The organism is Chelatococcus sp. CO-6, assembly GCF_001271345.1.
GTDB classification, from domain to species: Bacteria; Pseudomonadota; Alphaproteobacteria; order Rhizobiales; family Beijerinckiaceae; genus Chelatococcus_A; species Chelatococcus_A caeni.
The window spans coordinates 2,377,112-2,394,342 of the sequence record NZ_CP012398.1 but is presented as its reverse complement, the minus strand read 5'-3'; the positions used below and the strand labels follow the sequence as shown (position 1 = coordinate 2,394,342).

Genomic DNA, 17,231 nt, shown 5'->3' with positions numbered 1-17,231 from the left:
GAGATGTTCGGCATCCATCAAAAGCTCGAACGCAACGCCATCGGCTTCGTCGTCGCCATCATCGTGGTGTCGAGCATCGGCGGCTTCATGGAGATCGCCCCGCTCTTCACCATCGACGAGACGGTCGAGGAGGCGCCCGACATGCGCGTCTACACGCCGCTCGAACTCGCGGGGCGCAACATCTACATCCGCGAGGGCTGCTATGCCTGCCACTCGCAGATGATCCGCACCCTGCGCGACGAGGTGGAGCGCTACGGGCCCTATTCGCTGGCGGTCGAGTCGAAATACGACCACCCGATGCTCTGGGGCTCCAAGCGCACGGGGCCGGACCTCGCCCGCATCGGCGGCAAATATTCCGACGCCTGGCACGTCGCGCATCTCATCAACCCGCGCGACGTGGTGCCGGAATCGATCATGCCGGCCTACCGCTGGCTCGCCGAGACGCCGCTCAAGGTGAACGACCTCTCCGACCATCTCGCCGCCCAGCGCGTGGTCGGCGTGCCCTACACGGACGAGATGATCGCCAACGCCACCGCCGACGCCTATGGCCAGGCGATGCCGGACGGCCCCTTCGCGGCCGGCGTCACCGCCCGCTACGGCGAGGCCACCAACGTGCGCGCCTTCGACGGCAAGCCCGAGCGGGTGAGCGAGATGGATGCGCTCGTCGCCTACCTGCAGGTTCTCGGCCGCCTCACGGACGCCGCCCACCAGCAGACCGCATCGACCGAAGGGGCGAAGCCATGATCGACCACGACACGCTCGTCGCATTCTCCAAGTCCTACGGCCTCTTCTACCTCATGGCGATGGCCATCACCGTCGTCGCCTACACCTTCTGGCCCTCCAACAAGGAGCGGTTCGAGGAAGCCGCCAAGAGCATCATCGACGACGAGGACATGCCATGTCGGTAGGCGAGCACGATCCCTACACCGGCCAGCGGATGACCGGGCACGAGTGGAACGGCATCAAGGAGCTGAACACCCCCGTCCCCAGGGCGGTGTGGTTCTTCCTCTCCATCACCGCCGTCTTCGCCTTCGTCTATTGGGTGCTGATGCCGGCCTGGCCGCTCGGCGTGACCTATACGAAGGGCCTGCTCGGCATCGACCAGCGCGAGATCGTGCGCGAGAGCGTCGCCGAGGCCGCGCGCCAGCGCAGCTGGGCGCAGCGCGTCGCGCAGGACGACTACGCCACCATCCAGGCGGATGCCGGCCTGATGCAGAAGGTGCGCGAGAGCGGCCGCGCCCTCTTCGGCGACAATTGCGCGGTCTGCCACGGCACCTCCGGCAAGGGCGGACCGGGCTATCCCAACCTCGCGGCCCGCGCCTGGCTGTGGGGCGGCACGCCGGACGCCGTGGCGGAGACGATCCGCGTCGGCATCAACAGCGGCCATCCCGACGGCCGCATCGCCCAGATGCTCGCCTTCGGCCGCGACCAGATGCTCGACCGCGCGGCCGTGCTCAACGTCGTCACCTATGTGCAGTCGCTGAGCGACCCGACCCTCGTCAGCGGGCCGGAGAAGGCAGCGGTCGTCGCCGGCAAGGAGGTCTACGACGCCAACTGCGCCTCCTGCCATGGGCCGGAGGGCAAGGGCAGCACCGACGTAGGGGCGCCCGACCTGACGGACAGCTTCTGGATCTACGGCGGCGACCGCCAGTCGATCTTCAACACCGTCTACGGCGGCCGCCAGGGCCATATGCCGGCGTGGGAGACGCGGCTCTCGGAACTCGACCGCAAGATCCTCACGCTCTACGTGCTCGACCTTAGCGGAGGCAAGTGAGCCATGACGGCGAGGACGCAAGGCAGGGAGCCAACCGGACATCCGGCCCGCAGGCCCTGGTCGCGGGGGCGCCTCACCGCGCTCCTCATCGTCGCCGCGGCGGCCGCGGTGATCGTCGGGGCGAACGCGCATCTCGTCGTGGTGGCGCTGTCCTCGCAGCCGGACTGCGTCACCCATCTCAAGGCACCGGGCGGGGGCGAAGGCGCCTTCCGCGCGGCGAAGTCATCCTGCTGAGCGGACCGAGCGAGGGGAAAAGGACATGAGCACAGTTGCGCACGAAGCGCCGGTCAAGCCCGCCCGCGTCGATCTCGACCGCGGACTGCCGGCATCGGAGGCCCTCACCTGGCTCCGGAAGGGCTGGCGGGATTTCACGATGCAGCCGGGGGTGAGCCTCGTCTACGGCCTCCTCGTCTTCGCCGTGTCGCTCGCCACCATCTGGGGGCTCTTCGCCCTCGATTTCGACTACATCCTCTTCCCGGCCCTCGCCGGCTTCATGGTGGTCGGGCCCGTGCTCGCCATCGGCCTCTACGAGAAGAGCCGGCGCCTCGCCGAGGGGCGGCGGGCGAGCCTTACCGCCATGATCTTCGTCAAGGCGGCCTCGACGGGGCAGATCCTCTTCACCGGCGCGCTCCTGATGATGCTGATGCTGGTGTGGATGCGGGCGGCCGTCATCATCTACGCGCTGTTCTTCGGCTGGCAGCCCTTCGTGCCGGGCCTCGGGCCCATCGCGGCGATGCTGTTCGCCACGCCGCTCGGCCTTGCCATGCTCGTCGTCGGCAGCCTCGTCGGGGCGCTGTTCGCCGCCTTCTCCTTTGCCATCAGCGCCTTCTCCATCCCGATGCTGCTCGACCGGCGCGTCGACGCCTTCACGGCCATGGGCAAGAGCATGGCGCTCGTGTGGAACAACCTGCCTGTGATGCTCGCCTGGGGCGCCGTCGTGCTCGCGCTCTTCCTCGCGAGCCTCGCGACGGGCCTCCTCGGGCTCCTCATCACCTTCCCGGTGCTCGGCCACGGCACCTGGCACGCCTACAAGGCCATCGCGCAGGAGGAATGACCCCATGAGCTGCTGCGGGCCGGCCACGCTCGCCCTCGCCGCCGCGCCCGCGGGCGCGGAAGGAGGGCCCTCGCGGGAGGAGATCGTCCTCGCCAGCCATCGCATCGGCGAGGGCCTGTGGCAGACGGACCTGTCCGTGCCGGCCGTGCATTGCGGCGCCTGCATGCGCACGGTCGAGAACGCGCTCGGTCGCATCGACGGCGTCGAGGGCGCGCGCGTCAACCTCTCCACGCGCCGCGTCTCGGTGCGCTGGCGCGAGGTGGCGGACCCGAGCGCCTTCGTCCCGACGCTTGCGGCCATCGGCTATCCCGCCCATCTCGACGACCCGGCAGCCGACGAGCGCGACGAGACGCTCTCCAGCCTCGTGCGTGCGCTCGCGGTGGCGGGCTTCGGCGCGATGAATATCATGCTGATGTCGGTAGCGGTGTGGTCCGGCGCCGAGGCCGGCGCACGCGACCTCTTCCACCTCATTTCCGCCGCCATCGCCCTGCCGACCATCGCCTATTCCGGCCGCGTCTTCTTCAGTTCCGCCTGGAACGCGCTCAGCCACGGGCGCACCAACATGGACGTGCCGATCTCCATCGGCATCCTCATCGCCTTCGGCATGAGCCTCTACGACACGCTGAACAGCGGCGCCCATGCCTATTTCGACGCGGCCGTGTCGCTCATCTTCTTCCTGCTCATCGGCCGCACGCTCGACCATGTCATGCGCGAGCGCGCGCGCACCGCCGTCAAGGGCCTCGCACGTTTCGCCGCGCGCGGCGCCCATGTGGTCCATGGCGACGGACGGCAGGAATACCTGCCGCTCGCCGAGATCGCCCCCGGCATGACGCTGATGGTGGCCGCGGGCGAGCGCATCCCGGTCGACGGCGAGATCATCGCCGGGCAGTCGGACATCGACTGCTCGCTGGTCAACGGCGAGAGCCTGCCGCGCGAGGCCGGCCCGGGCACCGCCGTCGAGGCCGGCACGCTCAACCTCACCGGGCCCGTGACCATGCGGGCGCGAGCGGCGGCGAAGGATTCCTTCCTCGCCGAGATGGTGCGCCTCATGGAGGCGGCGGAAGGCGGACGCTCGCGCTACCGGCGCCTCGCCGACCGGGCGGCCTCGCTCTATGCGCCTTTCGTCCACGCGGCTGCGCTCGTCACCTTCATCGGCTGGATGCTCGTCGGCGGCGGCTGGCACCAGTCGCTCACCGTCGCGGTCGCCGTGCTCATCATCACCTGCCCCTGCGCGCTGGCGCTCGCCGTGCCGATGGTGCAGGTGGTCGCCGCCCGCCGTCTCTTCGAGGCGGGCATCATGGTGAAGGACGGGGGCGCGCTGGAGCGCATCACCGAGGTCGATACCGTCGTCTTCGACAAGACAGGCACGCTGACGCTCGGGGCGCTGGCGCTCACGAATACCGGCAACATCGCGCCGGCCGACCTTGCCGTCGCCGCGGCCATCGCCGCCCATTCGCGCCATCCGCACGCGCGGGCCATCGCTGCCGCCGCACAGGACCGGGTGCGGCTGGCGCCCGTCTTCGACAGCGTCGGCGAACATCCCGGCCTCGGTCTCGAGGCGACGGCCGGCGGCCATGTCTACCGTCTCGGCCGCGCGGCCTGGGCCCTCGGCGACGCCAGCGGCATCACCGGCACCGTGCTCTCGCGCAACGGCCGCCTCATCGCCGGCTTTTCCTTCGCCGACCGGCTGCGGCCGGGCGCACAGCAGGCGGTGCGGGCACTCCAGGCCGAGGGGCTCAGGATCGTCCTCCTCTCCGGCGATCGCAGCGACGAGGTCCTGCGTCTTGCCGCCGAGCTCGGCATCGACGAATGCGCGGGCGACCTCGTGCCGGGCGACAAGGTGGCGGCCCTCGCCGCGCTCGCCGCCGAGGGCCGCAAGGTGCTGATGGTCGGCGACGGCCTCAACGACGCGCCGGCGCTCGCCGCCGCGCATGCCTCGATGGCGCCGGCCACGGCCGCCGACATCGGCCGCAACGCAGCCGATTTCGTCTTCCTGCGCGACGGGCTCGAGGCCGTGCCGGCGGCGCTCGGCCTCTCCCGCGCGGCGCAGGTGCTGACCCGCCAAAACCTCGCCCTCGCGCTCATCTACAACGCCATCGCCCTGCCCTTCGCCGTGCTCGGCTTCGTGACGCCGCTCCTCGCCGCCATCGCCATGTCGTCCTCGTCGGTGATCGTGGTGGCGAATGCGCTGCGCCTCGGCCGCGCCGACGGCGGCACCCGCGAGCCGGGCCGGCGCGCCGCCCGGATGTCGGAGGCACACGCATGAGCGACTTCTTCTATCTCATCCCGCTGTCGCTGGGCCTCGGCTTCGTCGGGCTCGCCGTCTTTCTCTGGTCGCTGCGCGGCGGCCAGTACGAGGATCTCGACGGCGCCGCCGAACGCGTGCTCGACGACGAGGACGCGCCCATCCTGCCGCAGAGACGGACCGTCCCGGGCCAAGGCTGAACCCGCATCATCGCAACGGACCGGCAGCCGGTGGAGCAGGGCTTCGCCGGCTCGCTCATGCGCTGCATGCAGAGCAGCTGCGCGAACTGCAGCATAGATATAATAACTGTGCTTATTATATGTCGGCCTGACGAGAGGCGGCCCGTGCTGCCGACCCGGAGGCCGACATGGCCAGCAACGACAATTTCCTCAGCGAGATCTTCGACGTCGCCCGGCTGATCCGGGCCCACGCCGACAAGCGCGCCCGCGAGCACGGCATGAGCCGTGCCCAGTGGGTCATCCTGATGAAGCTCGACCAGCAGCCGGGCCTGTCGCAGCAGGAACTCGCCGACCTCATCGAGGTGGAGCCCATCTCCATCGGTCGCCTCATCGATCGGCTGGCCGAGCGCGGGCTGGTCGAGCGGCGCCGCGATCCGAAGGATCGCCGCGTCTGGCGGCTGCACCTCCTGTCCGCCGCCGGGCCTGTCCTGCGGGAGATCACCGCCTACAAGACGGCCCTCGTGGAAAGCGCGACCGAGGGGGTGCCCAGCGAGGCGCTCGCGGACCTCTCGCGCACGCTTCTCATGGTCAAGAACAATCTCGCGGCCGACATGCCCCGCATGCGCCGGACCACGGACGAAGGGTGATCACCATGTCGCAATCCATTTCGCTGTCCGCATCGCCATCCGTTGCCGAAGACCGCGCCGAGATCGCCGAGCCGGCCGCTCCCGCCGAGGCGCGGGGCGAGGTGCCGGCGCCCGCCCGGCCGCCCGCGCAGAGCCCGCCGAAGGCGCGCCGACGTCTCGGCCGCCCGGTCCTGATGATCGGCGGCATCGCGGTGGTCGCGATCGGCGCCGCGGTCGCCTGGCTCAACGGCGGGCGCTACGTGTCCGTGGACGATGCCTATGTCGGGGCGGCCAAGCTCATCGTCTCGACGGACGTGTCCGGCATCGTCGAGCGCATCGACGTACGCGAGGGCCAGGACGTGAAGGCGGGCGACGTGCTCTTCCGGCTCGACCCGCGCCAGTTCCGCATCGCGCTCGACAAGGCCGAGGCCGGGCTCGCGGAGACGCGGCTCACGCTCGAGGCGATGCGCCAGGACTACAAGCGCATCGAGAGCGACATCGCCGCCCAGCAGGCCGTGGTCGACCAGGCGCGGGCGCAGTTCGACCGCTATTCCGCCCTCCTGCGCAGCAACAACGTCTCGGCGGCGGCCTATGATCAGGCCAAGTTCGCGCTCGACGCGGCCGAGAGCAAGCTCGCCTCCCTGCGCCAGGAGGCCGAGGTGCAGCTCGTCAAGCTCGGCGGCCAGGCGGACACCGACATCGAGAAGCATCCGCAGTTCCTCCAGGCGCAGGCCGAAGTCGCCGAGGCGCGGCGCGAGCTCGACCACACGGTCGTGCGTGCACCCTTCGACGGTGTCGTGACGCAGGTCGACCAGCTGCAGCCCGGCCAGTTCCTCGCCGCCAATACCGCGGCCTTCGGCCTCGTCGGCGGCAGCGGCCTGTGGGTCGATGCCAACGCCAAGGAGACGGACCTCACCTACGTCAAGCCCGGCGACCCCGTCTCGATCGCCGTCGATACCTATCCGGGCCACGTCTGGACGGGCCACGTCGCGAGCATCAGCCCCGCGAGCGGCGCTTCCTTCTCGGTGCTGCCGGCGCAGAACGCCAGCGGCAACTGGGTCAAGGTCGTGCAGCGCATTCCGGTGCGCATCGCGGTCGAGCATCGGCCCAACGATCCGCCGCTGCGCGTCGGCATGAGCGTCGTCGCCGACATCGACACCGGCCACCAGCGCGGCCTCGGCGACCTCTTCTGAAGGTCACCGGCGGAGGACGAGCCATGAGCGCCACCGCATCGCCCACAAGCGCTGCCCCGGCCGAGGACGCCGGCCGGCACCGCGGCATCGTGACCCTGTGCGCGATGATCGCGACGCTGATGCAGGCGCTCGACGCGACCATCGCCAATGTCGCCCTGCCCTACATGCAGGGCTCGCTGTCGGCGACGAGCGACCAGATCACCTGGGTGCTGACCTCCTACATCGTCGCGGCCGCGATTATGACCTCGCCGGTCGGCTGGCTCGCAAGCCGTTTCGGCCGCAAGCGCTTCTTCATCGTCTGCCTCGTCGGCTTCACCGGCGCCTCGATGCTGTGCGGGCTCGCCGACTCGCTCTCTCAGATGGTCGTCTTCCGCCTGCTGCAGGGGGTCTTCGGTGCGGCGCTCGTACCGCTGTCGCAGGCCACCATGCTCGACATCTACCCGGCCGAGCAGCGCGGCTCGGCCATGGCCATCTGGGGCATGGGCGTGATGGTCGGCCCCATCCTCGGGCCGACCCTCGGCGGCTATCTCACGGACGCCTACAACTGGCGCTGGGTGTTCTACGTCAACCTGCCCTTCGGCATCGCCGCCGTCGCGGGGCTCGCGCTGTTCCTGAAGGATACGGAGCGCAACGCCTCCCTGCGCTTCGACTGGCTGGGCTTTGCCGTCCTCAGCCTCGGCATCGGCGCCCTGCAGCTGATGCTCGACCGCGGCGAGCAGAAGGACTGGTTCAGCTCCACCGAGATCGTCGTCGAGACGGTGCTCGCCGGGCTCGGCATCTACCTCTTCATCGTCCATCTCTTCACGGCGAAGAAGCCCTTCATCCCGCCGCGCATCTTCAACGACCGCAACTTCCTGTCCGGCCTCATGCTGATGTTCGCCATCGGCATGATCCTGCTCGCCAGCTCCGCCCTGCTCGCCCCCTATCTGCAGACGCTCGGCGGCTATCCGGTTGCGACCGCAGGGCTCCTGATGGCGCCGCGCGGGGTCGGCACCATGATCGCCATGATGGTGGCCGGCCGGCTGTCGTCGCGGGTCGACCCGCGCCTCATCATGCTCACCGGCATCCTCATGCTGGCCTATTCGCTCTGGGACATGAGCTACTGGACGCCGGACGTCTCGGCCACGACGCTGACGGTGACGACCGTGCTGCAGGGCTTCGGCCTCGGCTTCGTCTTCATCCCGCTGCAGGTCGTCGCCTTCGCGACGCTGGCACCGGATCTGCGCACCGACGCGACCGCGCTCTTCAGCCTGGTGCGCAACATCGGCAGTGCCATCGGCATCTCGGTGATGGCCTTCATGCTGGCGCAGAATACCCAGACCGTGCACGCGACGCTCGCCGAGCACATCACGCCTTTCAACCGGTTGCTGCAGACGGGCGCCGTGCGTGAATACTGGAACATCGGCACCACCCAGGGGCTGAGCCTCATCGACCAGGTCGTCAACCGCCAAGCCGCGATCGTCGCCTATGCCGACGATTTCAAGCTGATGCTGCTCATCACCCTGCCGACGGTGCTGCTGCTCCTGATGATGCGCCGGCCGGGCGCGACGGCTGCCAAGGGCGAACCGGGCCACGCGGTGATGGACTGACGCCTGGTACCCTTGAAAAATAAGGTTTTTCCGGCTAAATGAAGAGCAAGCGGTCGCCGTGACACGGGCCGCAGCCGGACCAGGGTCCGGAGATGTCGCCCATGCACGGTCCTCCACCGGAGGATGTGGCCATGAGGACGACGCAGAACGTGTCCCTCTCCTTCACCTCGCATATTCGCTGGCCGCGCCGGCGGCGTGGCCTTGCGGCTCTGCCACGGCGAAGGCCGGCTGCCGGCGTCTCGCGCGACCGGTGCGTCAAGGAAGGAGCAGTGTCATGCCAGCGAGAATGATGAGGAAGACGGAGCACACGGCGCTCGACGTGGGCAATGCCCTCGTCGGCGTCTGCCTCGCGCTCAGCCCGTGGGTGCTGGGCTTCACCATGGCGGGGGCCGCGGCCTGGAACGCATGGCTGGTCGGGGCGGCGATCGCGCTCATCGCCATCGGCGCGCTCGTCTCCTTCGCGGAATGGGAGGAATGGGCGAACCTCGCGCTCGGCATCTGGGCGGTGATCTCGCCATGGGTGCTCGGCTTTACCGGGCTCGCCGCGGCGTTCTATCCGCACGTGATCGCGGGCGTGATCGTCGCAGCCCTTGCCGCGATCGAGCTGTGGTTCATCCACCGGCGGCCGATGCCCGCCGCCTGACGGCAAGCCCATGCGGGTGGACCCCGTCGCCCGCGGCGGGGCCCTCCTGAAGAAGACGCCAGAAGAACGCCCCGTTCCGGCCGCCGCGTCAGCCCTTGTCCGACAGGCCAACGCGCAGCTTTTCACGCACCGCCGCCAGCGACCGGCGGCTGGCCTCGACCTCACCCGGCGACATGCCGGTCGTCTCGAGGATCTTCTCCGGCAGGCAAGCCGCCTCGTCGGCCAGCTTGCGGCCCGCCGGCGTCAGGCTGACGCGCACGACCCGCTCGTCGGCCGGGTCGCGGTGGCGCGTCACGAAGCCTGCCGCCTCGAGCCGCTTGATGAGCGGCGTGAGCGTGTTCGATTCGAGGAAGAGCCCGTCGCCGATGGAGCCGACCGTCTGATCGTCCTGCTGCGTCAGCGACATGATCACCAGGAACTGCGAATAGGTCAGGCCCAGCCGGTCGAGCAGCGGCTTGTAGACACGGTTGAACGCGAGGCCCGTGGAATAGACCATGAAGCACAGAAAGCCGTCGAGGCTCCTCGCGACCGGGTCCTTGTTTGCGGCCATGCCAGACCTCCTTCATCCTCCTGCCTAATATAATCGCACGCGATTTAATCGCAACCATGGCCGCAGTTTGCCATTGCGCTGGCATACCGGCCCTGCCCCGCCATTCGGGAATTCCAGGCACAGGTCCTTGGAACCGCGCCTGTCTTCAACGGCGCAGAGGCGCACAGCATCTTAGGCCGGACCAACCCCTCCGACTTCAATGTCGCCTCCACGATCCGGCCGGGCTGCCCGGCCGGCGAAAGGATGTCCCATGCCTGCTGCGCTCTATGCGCTGACGATCGCGGCCTATGCGATCGGCACCGCCGAATTCGTCAGCGTCGGCCTGTTGCCGATCATCGCCCGCGACTTCTCCATCAGCCTGCCGCTCGCCGGGCTCGTCGTCTCGGTCTACGCCCTCGGCGTGACCTTCGGCGCGCCCATTCTCACCGCGCTCACCGGCCGCATCGCGCGCAAGCCGCTGCTGCTCGGGCTGATGGTGCTCTTCATCGCCGGCAATCTGCTGGCGGCGCTCAGCCCCTCCTACGGGCTGCTGCTCGCCGGCCGCGTGCTGTCCGCCTTCGCGCACGGCGTCTTCTTCTCCGTCGGCTCGACCATCGCGGCCGGCCTCGTGCCGGAGAACCGCCGCGCCTCGGCGATCGCGCTCATGTTCATGGGCCTGACGGTCGCCATCGTCACCGGCGTGCCGCTCGGCACCCATATCGGCCAGATCCTCGACTGGCGCGCCACCTTCTGGGCCGTTGCGCTGCTCGGGGCGGTCGCCTTCGCCGGCATCTGGGCGCTGCTGCCCCGCGATCTCGCCAAGGCGCCGCCGGCATCCCTCATGGACCAGGTCCGCGTGCTCGGCTCCGGCCGGCTGCTGCTCGTCTTCGCCATGACGGCCCTGGGCTACGGCGGCACCTTCGTCACCTTCACCTATCTGTCGCCGATCCTCGAGACGATCACCGGCTTCTCGCCCCAGGGCGTCAGCCTCGTCCTCGTGCTCTACGGCGCCGCGATCGCCGCCGGCAACCTGGCGGGCGGGCGCATCGCCGACAGAAGCCCGGCAAGGGCGCTGACCGGCCTCTTCCTCGCCCAGGCGCTCGTGCTCGTCCTCTTCACCTTCACCGCGGCGAGCGCCGTCCCGGCCCTCGTCACGCTCGCCGCCCTCGGCTTCCTGCAGTTCGCCAACGTGCCGGGCCTCCAGCTCTATGTGGTGCAGCTCGCCAGGGAGCACCGGCCCGGCGCGGTGGACACGGCCTCGGCGCTCAACATCGCCGCCTTCAACCTCGGCATCGCGATCGGCGCCTGGCTCGGCGGCGTCATCGTGGCCGCGCCCGGGCTCGGCCTGGCGGCGACGCCGTGGATCGGCGCGATCATGGTCGCGGGAGCGCTCGTCCTCACGGCGTGGAGCGCCATGCTCGACAGCCGGGCGCAGCGGCCCGCCCTCGGCTGTGCCTGAGGCGCATCCGCCCAGGATCACGGCCGCTCAATCGCCCGGGCGGCCGACATGCCTCAGCGCCACGGCGGCAAGGACGGCGAGGATCGCCACCGACGCGGCGCTGACCGCGGCGGCGGTGGTGAAGCCGGCCATGAAGGCGCCCCGCGCCGCATCGATCAGCCCGGCCGGCAGCGCACCGGCGATCGCGGAGGCCGCCCAGAGGCTGTCCGCAACCGCTTCGCGCGCATCGCCGGCGAGCGCCTCCGGCACCCGCCCGGCCATCGCGCCGCGATAGACGGCGGTGGCGAGGCTGCCGAGTGCGGCGATGCCGAGGGAGGCGCCGAGATCCTGCACCGTCTCCGACAGTGCCGAGGCGGAACCGGCCTTCTCCGGGGGAGCCGAGCCAACCACAAGATCGGTGCCGAGCGCCGCGATGGCGCCGAGCCCGAGATAGGCCAGCGAAAAGCCGATCCCGAGCAGCGCCAGCCCCGCGTCGTCGCTGCCGAGCTGCGTCAGCATGAGATAGCCGGCGACCGATAGGGCGAGCGCACCGGAGACCACATATCCCGGCCTGACATGCCGCGCGACGAGCGGCGCGCCGATGCCGGCAACGACCATGGCCACGGCCGGCGGCCCCATCCAGAGCCCGGCGACGAGCGGCGAGAAGCCGGCCACCAGCTGCAGATATTGCGTGACGAGCAGCATGGTGCCGCCGACGGCCACGAGCCCGAAGAGCAGCACGATGAGCGCGACGCTGAACGCCCTTTCGGCGAACAGGTCCATGTCGACGAGCGGGTCCGCGAGGCGCCGCTGCCGCCGCACGAAGACGAGCGCGACGATCGACCCGAGCCCGATGGCGACGGCGGCCTCGGGCGTGAGCCCGTCCTTTGCGATCCGCTTGATGCCATAGATCACCGGCAACAGGGCGGCGAGGGACAGGGCGACGCTGGGAAGATCGAGGCGGCCGGCGCGAGGGGCGCGGTATTCCGGCAGCAGGACCGGGGCGAGGACAAGCAGCAGGGCGACGACGGGGACTGCGATGAGAAACGCCGCGCCCCACCAGAAATGCGCCAGCAGGGCGCCGCCCACGATCGGCCCCAGGGCCATGCCGACCGCGAACATGGTGGCCCAGACGCCGATCGCCAGCGCCCGCTCGCGGGGGGCGGCGAACATGTTGCTGATGAGCGCCAGGGTGGACGGCATCAGCGTCGCGCCGGAGATCCCGAGCGCCGCACGCGCCGCGATCAGCATCGGTGCGGAGGGCGAGAAGGCCGCGGCGATCGAGGCGGCGGCGAAGGCGGCCGCACCGATCATCAGGAGCCGGCGCCGCCCGATGCGGTCGCCGAGCGTGCCCATGGTGACGAGAAAGCCCGCGATCAGGAAGCCGTAGGCATCCATGATCCAGAGCGCCTGCGTGCTCGTTGCCTGGAGGTCGGCCGCCAGCGCGGGCAGCGCCAGATGCAGCAGCGTCAGATCGAGCCCGAGCAGGATCGTCGGCAGGGCGAGAAGGGCAAGGCCCAGCCATTCCCGCAGGCCCGCAGCGGACGGGACCGACGCAACGTCGCTCAGAACGCCACCTGGAAGAGAAATGTCGATGTCGCAGCGCGATGTCATGTTGCCTCCTTGCGGGAGGACTGTCGGCGCGGCATCATCCTGTTACAATATAGGAAATTATCCTGTTACCTGGAGCAATCCTCTGTCGGACCGGACCCTCGCCCGCACGCGCAGCGAACTGTCGGACTTCCTGATGCGCCACCGCCGCAGGCTGACGCCCGCCGATGTCGGCCTCGCCTCCATGGGCCGGCGCCGCACGCCGGGCCTGAGGCGCGAGGAGGTTGCCGCCCTCGCCGGCGTCGGGCTCACCTGGTACACGTGGTTCGAGCAGGGGCGCGACATCCAGGTGTCCGAGGATTTCCTGCTCAAGGTGTCGAAGGCCCTCAGGCTTGACGACGCGGAATGCTGCCATCTCTTCCTGCTGGCGCACCGGCGGCCGCCGCCGCTCGAAGACTATCAGTGGCTCTCCGTCAGCCCTCTCATCCAGCAGATGCTGGACGACCTCGCCGCGCGGCCGGCCTGCGTCGTCAACCTGCGCTGGGACGTGATCGCCTGGAATGCGGCCATCGACCGGCTGCTCGACCTCGCGAGCCGCGAGCAAGCGGATCGCAACGTCATGCGCATGCTCTTCGCCGATCCCGACCTGCGCCGCCGGCTGCCGGCATGGCAGCAGGATGCGCCGAGGTTGCTCGCTCAGTTCCGCTGCGATCTCGCCGCCGCGCCGGACAGCCCGGTGCTGGCGTCGCTGATCGGCGAGCTCAAGAGCCTGTCGGCGGACTTCCGGCGCTGGTTCGAGCAGCCGACCATGGACAGCTACAGCCGCGGCATCAGCGCCATCATCGACCCGGCCGGCAGGCACCGCGCCTTTCGCCATGAGGTGCTAACGGTGGATGAGCACCGTCATCTCAGGATGGTCGTCTATTTCGAGGACCCGTCACCGGCCGGCGACGAGGCCCCGTAGAGCCCGCCTGCGCCGACAGCGCAGGTCTCCGTTGTCGCCGTGGCCCTTGTCAGCGCCACATTGCCCTTCGAGGATGTGGGGAAGCGCATTCGCCCTCGCCTCCCCTCGCCAGTGCCGTTGAGATGCGCGCGCCAGCGAGAGAGCTCAGCTGGAGAGAACGACCATGCAGACAGAGCCCCGACTGAAGCGCCCAGAGCTGCTCCGTTCCGCCAACCTCATCGGCGGCGAATGGGTCAAGGACAGCTCGGCCGGCGAGCCCATCGCCGTCTCCGATCCGGCGACCGGCCGGCTCGTCGGCACCGTGCCCAATGCGGGCAAGGCCGAAACCGCCCGGGCCATTGAGGCCGCCGATGCCGCCTTTCCGGCCTGGCGGGCAAAGACCGCGGCCGAGCGGGCCGACCACCTGCGCCGCCTCGCCCAGCTCATCACCGACAATAAGGAGGACCTTGCCCGCATCCTCACCGCCGAGCAGGGCAAGCCGCTCGCCGAGGCACGCGGCGAGGTCGGCATGTCGGCGGCCTATGTGCTGTGGTTCGCCGAGGAGGGCCGGCGCATCTATGGCGACGTCATCCCCTCGCCGTGGCAGAACCGGCGCATCCTCGTCACGAAGGACCCGGTGGGCGTCGTCGGCGCCATCACGCCGTGGAACTTCCCCTCCTCCATGATCGCGCGCAAGCTCGGCGCCGCGCTCGCCGCCGGCTGCACCATCGTGGTCAAGCCGGCCTCGCAGACGCCCTATTCGGCGCTCGCCTGGGGCGTGCTCAGCGAGGAGGCCGGCATTCCCGCCGGCGTCGTCAACATTCTCACCGGGGCGGCGCGGCAGATCGGCGGAGAGCTGACGTCGAACCCCCTCGTCAAGAAGATCACCTTCACCGGCTCGACGGAGGTCGGCAAGCAGCTCGCCGAACAGGCGGCGCGCACCATGAAGAAGGTGTCGATGGAGCTCGGCGGTAACGCGCCCTTCATCGTCTTCGACGACGCCGACCTCGACCGCGCCGTCGAGGGCGCCATGGTCGCCAAGTACCGCAATGCCGGCCAGACCTGCGTCTGCACGAACCGCTTCCTCGTCCAGGACGGCATCTACGACGCCTTCGCCGAACGCCTCGCCAAGGCCTCGGCCGCCATGAAGATTGGCAACGGCTTCGAGGACGGCGTCGTGCAGGGCCCGCTCATCGACGAGAAGGCGGTCGCCAAGGTGGAGGAGCATATCGCCGACGCCCTCGCCAAGGGCGGGCGCATGCTCACGGGCGGCCGGCGCCACCAGGGCCTCGGCGGCAATTTCTTCGAGCCGACGGTGATCGCGGACGCGACGCCGGCCATGGCCGTCGCCCGCGAGGAGACTTTCGGGCCGCTGGCGCCGCTCTTCCGCTTCAAGGACGAGGCGGAAGCCGTGCGGCTCGCCAACGACACGGAGTTCGGCCTCGCCTGCTATTTCTACACGCGCGACCTCGGCCGTGCCTTCCGCGTCTCGGAGGCGCTCGAATACGGCCTCGTCGGCATCAACGAGGGGCTGATTACCACAGAGGTCGCGCCTTTCGGCGGGGTCAAGGAATCCGGCGTCGGGCGCGAGGGCTCCAAATACGGGATCGATGACTACCTGCACATCAAGTACGTCTGCGTCGGCGGCCTGTGAGGCAGGCGGCGACGCCCGCGGCAGGGTTCAGCGCCCCGCCTCCGCAAGCGCGAGGACGTAGCGGCCATAGTCGCTCTTGCCGAGGGCTTCGCCGAGGGCGCGCAGCTGGGTGCGGTCGATGTAGCCCATGGCGAAGGCGACCTCCTCCGGGCAGGCGATGCGGAAGCCCTGGCGCTTCTCGAGCGTGCGCACGAATTCCGCCGCCTCGACGAGGCTGTCCGGCGTGCCGGTGTCGAGCCAGGCATAGCCGCGCCCCATCGGCAGGACGCTGAGCTTGCCGCGGTCGAGATAGGCGCGGTTGACGTCGGTGATCTCGAGCTCGCCCCGCGCCGAGGGCTTGAGGCCGCGCGCGATGTCGACCACGTCCGCGTCGTAGAAGTAGAGCCCCGTCACCGCCCAGTTGGAGCGCGGCCTTGCCGGCTTCTCCTCGATGGTGCGGGCCTGCCCGTCCTCGCCGAACTCGACGATGCCGTACCGCTCCGGATCCTTGACGTGATAGGCGAAGACCGTGGCGCCCCCGGCGAGCGCCTGCCGCCGCGCCTGCTGCAGGAGGTTGGTCAGGCCGTGGCCGAAATAGAGATTGTCGCCGAGGATGAGGGCCGAGGGGCCGCCCGCCACGAAATCGGCCGCGATGTGATAGGCCTGCGCCAGCCCTTCGGGACGCGGCTGCTCGGCGTAGGTCAGGGCGAGGCCCCACTGCTCGCCGGTGCCGAGCAGCTGGCGGAAGCGCGGCAGGTCGGCCGGCGTCGAGATGACCATGATCTCGCGGATGCCGGCGAGCATCAGCGTCGTCAGCGGGTAGTAAATCATCGGCTTGTCGTAGACCGGCAGCAGCTGCTTGGAGACGACATGCGTCATCGGATGCAGGCGCGTGCCGCTGCCGCCGGCGAGAATGATGCCCTTCATGCCGTTTTCCCTTCCCCTTCTTCGCCCGCAAGGCACCGTGCCACGACCTCGGCGAGCGAGACGCGCCAGTGCGGCAGCGCGACGCCGTGCACCGCCGCGATCCGGCTGCAATCGAGCCGCGTGTCCGGGGCGCGGGCCGCGGGCGTCGGATAATCGGCCGTGCCGATGCGCTCGACGCGGGCGGCGGGGCCGCCGCGCGTCGCGCTTTCGGTAAAGACGGCCTCGGCAAGATCGGCCCAGGTCGCCTCACCCGCCGCGCTCATGTGGAAGAGGCCGCGCAGGGCCACCTCGCCCGGCCGCGCCACGAGATTGCGCGCCACCGCGATGACGCCGTCGGCGATGGCGAGGGCGGAGGTCGGGGCACCGTGCTGGTCCGCGACGACGCGCAGGACCTCGCGGCTCGCCGCGAGCGCCAGCATGGTGCGGACGAAATTGCGGCCGAAGGGGCTATAGACCCAGGCGACCCGCAAGATCGCATGGTCCGGCGCAGCCGCGGCGACCGCGGCTTCGCCTGCCAGCTTCGAGCGGCCGTAGACGTTCACCGGGGAAGGCGCGTCCTCCTCCCGGTGCGGCCGGCCGATGTGCCCGTCGAAGACGTAGTCCGTCGACAGATGCACCACCGGCACGCCGAGCCGCGCCGCCGCCGCCGCGACCGCGCCGGCGCCCGCTTCGTTGACGGCATGGGCGAGCTCCGGCTCGCTCTCGGCCTTGTCGACGGCGGTGTAGGCGGCCGCATTGACGATGACCTGCGGCGCCGCCGCCGCGAGGGCCGGCAGGACCGTCTCAGCTTTCGCAAGGTCGAGCGCCGGCCGGCCGACGGGAACAACTTCGACGCCGAGGGCGCGGCCGCGCTCCACGAGCGCCCGCGCCACCTGGCCCTCGCGGCCCGTGACGGCGATGCGCAGCG

The 17,231-nt window shown here is 70.0% G+C and carries 18 protein-coding genes; 14 read left to right on the top strand and 4 right to left on the bottom strand.

The window, feature by feature from the left end; all coding sequences use genetic code 11:
* The first annotated feature begins 3 nt into the window (after positions 1-3).
* The 11 genes from ccoO (at position 4) to AL346_RS11180 (ending at position 9,303) form a co-directional block, all read left to right on the top strand.
* Positions 4-744 carry a cytochrome-c oxidase, cbb3-type subunit II gene (ccoO, locus tag AL346_RS11230; protein ID WP_019403445.1) on the top strand — a complete coding sequence of 247 codons (741 nt, stop codon included), beginning with the start codon at positions 4-6 and terminating at the stop codon, positions 742-744.
* Entirely contained in the window at positions 741-908 is a 168-nt protein-coding gene (locus AL346_RS11225) for a cbb3-type cytochrome c oxidase subunit 3 (protein WP_019403446.1), read from the top strand. The genes ccoO and AL346_RS11225 overlap by 4 nt, the downstream gene beginning before the upstream one ends.
* Positions 899-1,774, top strand: a complete 876-nt coding sequence (gene ccoP / locus AL346_RS11220) for a cytochrome-c oxidase, cbb3-type subunit III (protein WP_019403447.1) — start codon at positions 899-901, stop codon at positions 1,772-1,774. Before AL346_RS11225 ends, ccoP begins: the two co-directional genes overlap by 10 nt.
* A 3-nt stretch (positions 1,775-1,777) precedes the next feature.
* Positions 1,778-2,008 carry a hypothetical protein gene (locus AL346_RS11215; protein WP_019403448.1) on the top strand — a complete coding sequence of 77 codons (231 nt, stop codon included), beginning with the start codon at positions 1,778-1,780 and terminating at the stop codon, positions 2,006-2,008.
* A 25-nt stretch (positions 2,009-2,033) separates the two neighbouring features.
* Positions 2,034-2,828 (top strand): DUF2189 domain-containing protein, encoded by a 795-nt coding sequence (locus AL346_RS11210; RefSeq protein WP_019403449.1) that lies wholly within the window; start codon positions 2,034-2,036, stop codon positions 2,826-2,828.
* A 4-nt stretch (positions 2,829-2,832) separates the two neighbouring features.
* Positions 2,833-5,094: a heavy metal translocating P-type ATPase gene (locus AL346_RS11205; protein WP_019403450.1), complete on the top strand. Its 2,262-nt coding sequence runs from the start codon at positions 2,833-2,835 to the stop codon at positions 5,092-5,094.
* On the top strand, positions 5,091-5,273 hold the full coding sequence (ccoS, locus tag AL346_RS11200) for a cbb3-type cytochrome oxidase assembly protein CcoS (protein ID WP_019403451.1): 183 nt from the start codon (positions 5,091-5,093) through the stop codon (positions 5,271-5,273). The genes AL346_RS11205 and ccoS overlap by 4 nt, the downstream gene beginning before the upstream one ends.
* Positions 5,274-5,440: 167 nt before the next feature.
* Positions 5,441-5,899, top strand: coding sequence for a MarR family winged helix-turn-helix transcriptional regulator (locus tag AL346_RS11195; RefSeq protein ID WP_019403452.1), 459 nt, complete (start codon positions 5,441-5,443; stop codon positions 5,897-5,899).
* Positions 5,900-5,904: 5 nt separating this feature from the next.
* A complete protein-coding gene (locus AL346_RS11190) occupies positions 5,905-7,071 on the top strand; it encodes an HlyD family secretion protein (RefSeq protein WP_040405100.1) in 1,167 nt (388 codons plus the stop codon).
* A gap of 23 nt (positions 7,072-7,094) precedes the next feature.
* Entirely contained in the window at positions 7,095-8,660 is a 1,566-nt protein-coding gene (locus AL346_RS11185; protein ID WP_019403454.1) for a DHA2 family efflux MFS transporter permease subunit, read from the top strand.
* A gap of 274 nt (positions 8,661-8,934) precedes the next feature.
* Positions 8,935-9,303: an SPW repeat protein gene (locus tag AL346_RS11180; protein ID WP_245258929.1), complete on the top strand. Its 369-nt coding sequence runs from the start codon at positions 8,935-8,937 to the stop codon at positions 9,301-9,303.
* An 88-nt stretch (positions 9,304-9,391) separates the two neighbouring features.
* Here AL346_RS11180 and AL346_RS11175 read toward each other — a convergent pair whose 3' ends face one another.
* Complete coding sequence (locus AL346_RS11175; protein WP_019403456.1) at positions 9,392-9,853, bottom strand: MarR family winged helix-turn-helix transcriptional regulator; 462 nt, start codon at positions 9,851-9,853, stop codon at positions 9,392-9,394.
* A 250-nt stretch (positions 9,854-10,103) separates the two neighbouring features.
* On the opposite strand from AL346_RS11175, the gene AL346_RS11170 reads away from it, so the two are divergent.
* Complete coding sequence (locus AL346_RS11170) at positions 10,104-11,291, top strand: MFS transporter (protein WP_019403457.1); 1,188 nt, start codon at positions 10,104-10,106, stop codon at positions 11,289-11,291.
* Between the two features lie 27 nt (positions 11,292-11,318).
* Here the strand turns inward: AL346_RS11170 and AL346_RS11165 are convergent, their stop codons facing one another.
* Positions 11,319-12,884, bottom strand: a complete 1,566-nt coding sequence (locus tag AL346_RS11165) for an MFS transporter (RefSeq protein WP_019403458.1) — start codon at positions 12,882-12,884, stop codon at positions 11,319-11,321.
* Positions 12,885-13,017: 133 nt separating this feature from the next.
* On the opposite strand from AL346_RS11165, the gene AL346_RS11160 reads away from it, so the two are divergent.
* Together AL346_RS11160 and AL346_RS11155 are read left to right on the top strand one after the other, a co-directional pair.
* Positions 13,018-13,785, top strand: coding sequence for a helix-turn-helix transcriptional regulator (locus tag AL346_RS11160; protein WP_019403459.1), 768 nt, complete (start codon positions 13,018-13,020; stop codon positions 13,783-13,785).
* A gap of 163 nt (positions 13,786-13,948) precedes the next feature.
* Positions 13,949-15,418 (top strand): NAD-dependent succinate-semialdehyde dehydrogenase, encoded by a 1,470-nt coding sequence (locus AL346_RS11155; protein ID WP_019403460.1) that lies wholly within the window; start codon positions 13,949-13,951, stop codon positions 15,416-15,418.
* A gap of 27 nt (positions 15,419-15,445) precedes the next feature.
* Here the strand turns inward: AL346_RS11155 and rfbA are convergent, their stop codons facing one another.
* Together rfbA and rfbD are read right to left on the bottom strand one after the other, a co-directional pair.
* Positions 15,446-16,324, bottom strand: coding sequence for a glucose-1-phosphate thymidylyltransferase RfbA (gene rfbA, locus AL346_RS11150; protein WP_019403461.1), 879 nt, complete (start codon positions 16,322-16,324; stop codon positions 15,446-15,448).
* Positions 16,321-17,229, bottom strand: coding sequence for a dTDP-4-dehydrorhamnose reductase (gene rfbD / locus AL346_RS11145; protein ID WP_040405102.1), 909 nt, complete (start codon positions 17,227-17,229; stop codon positions 16,321-16,323). Before rfbD ends, rfbA begins: the two co-directional genes overlap by 4 nt.
* Positions 17,230-17,231: the final 2 nt, after the last annotated feature.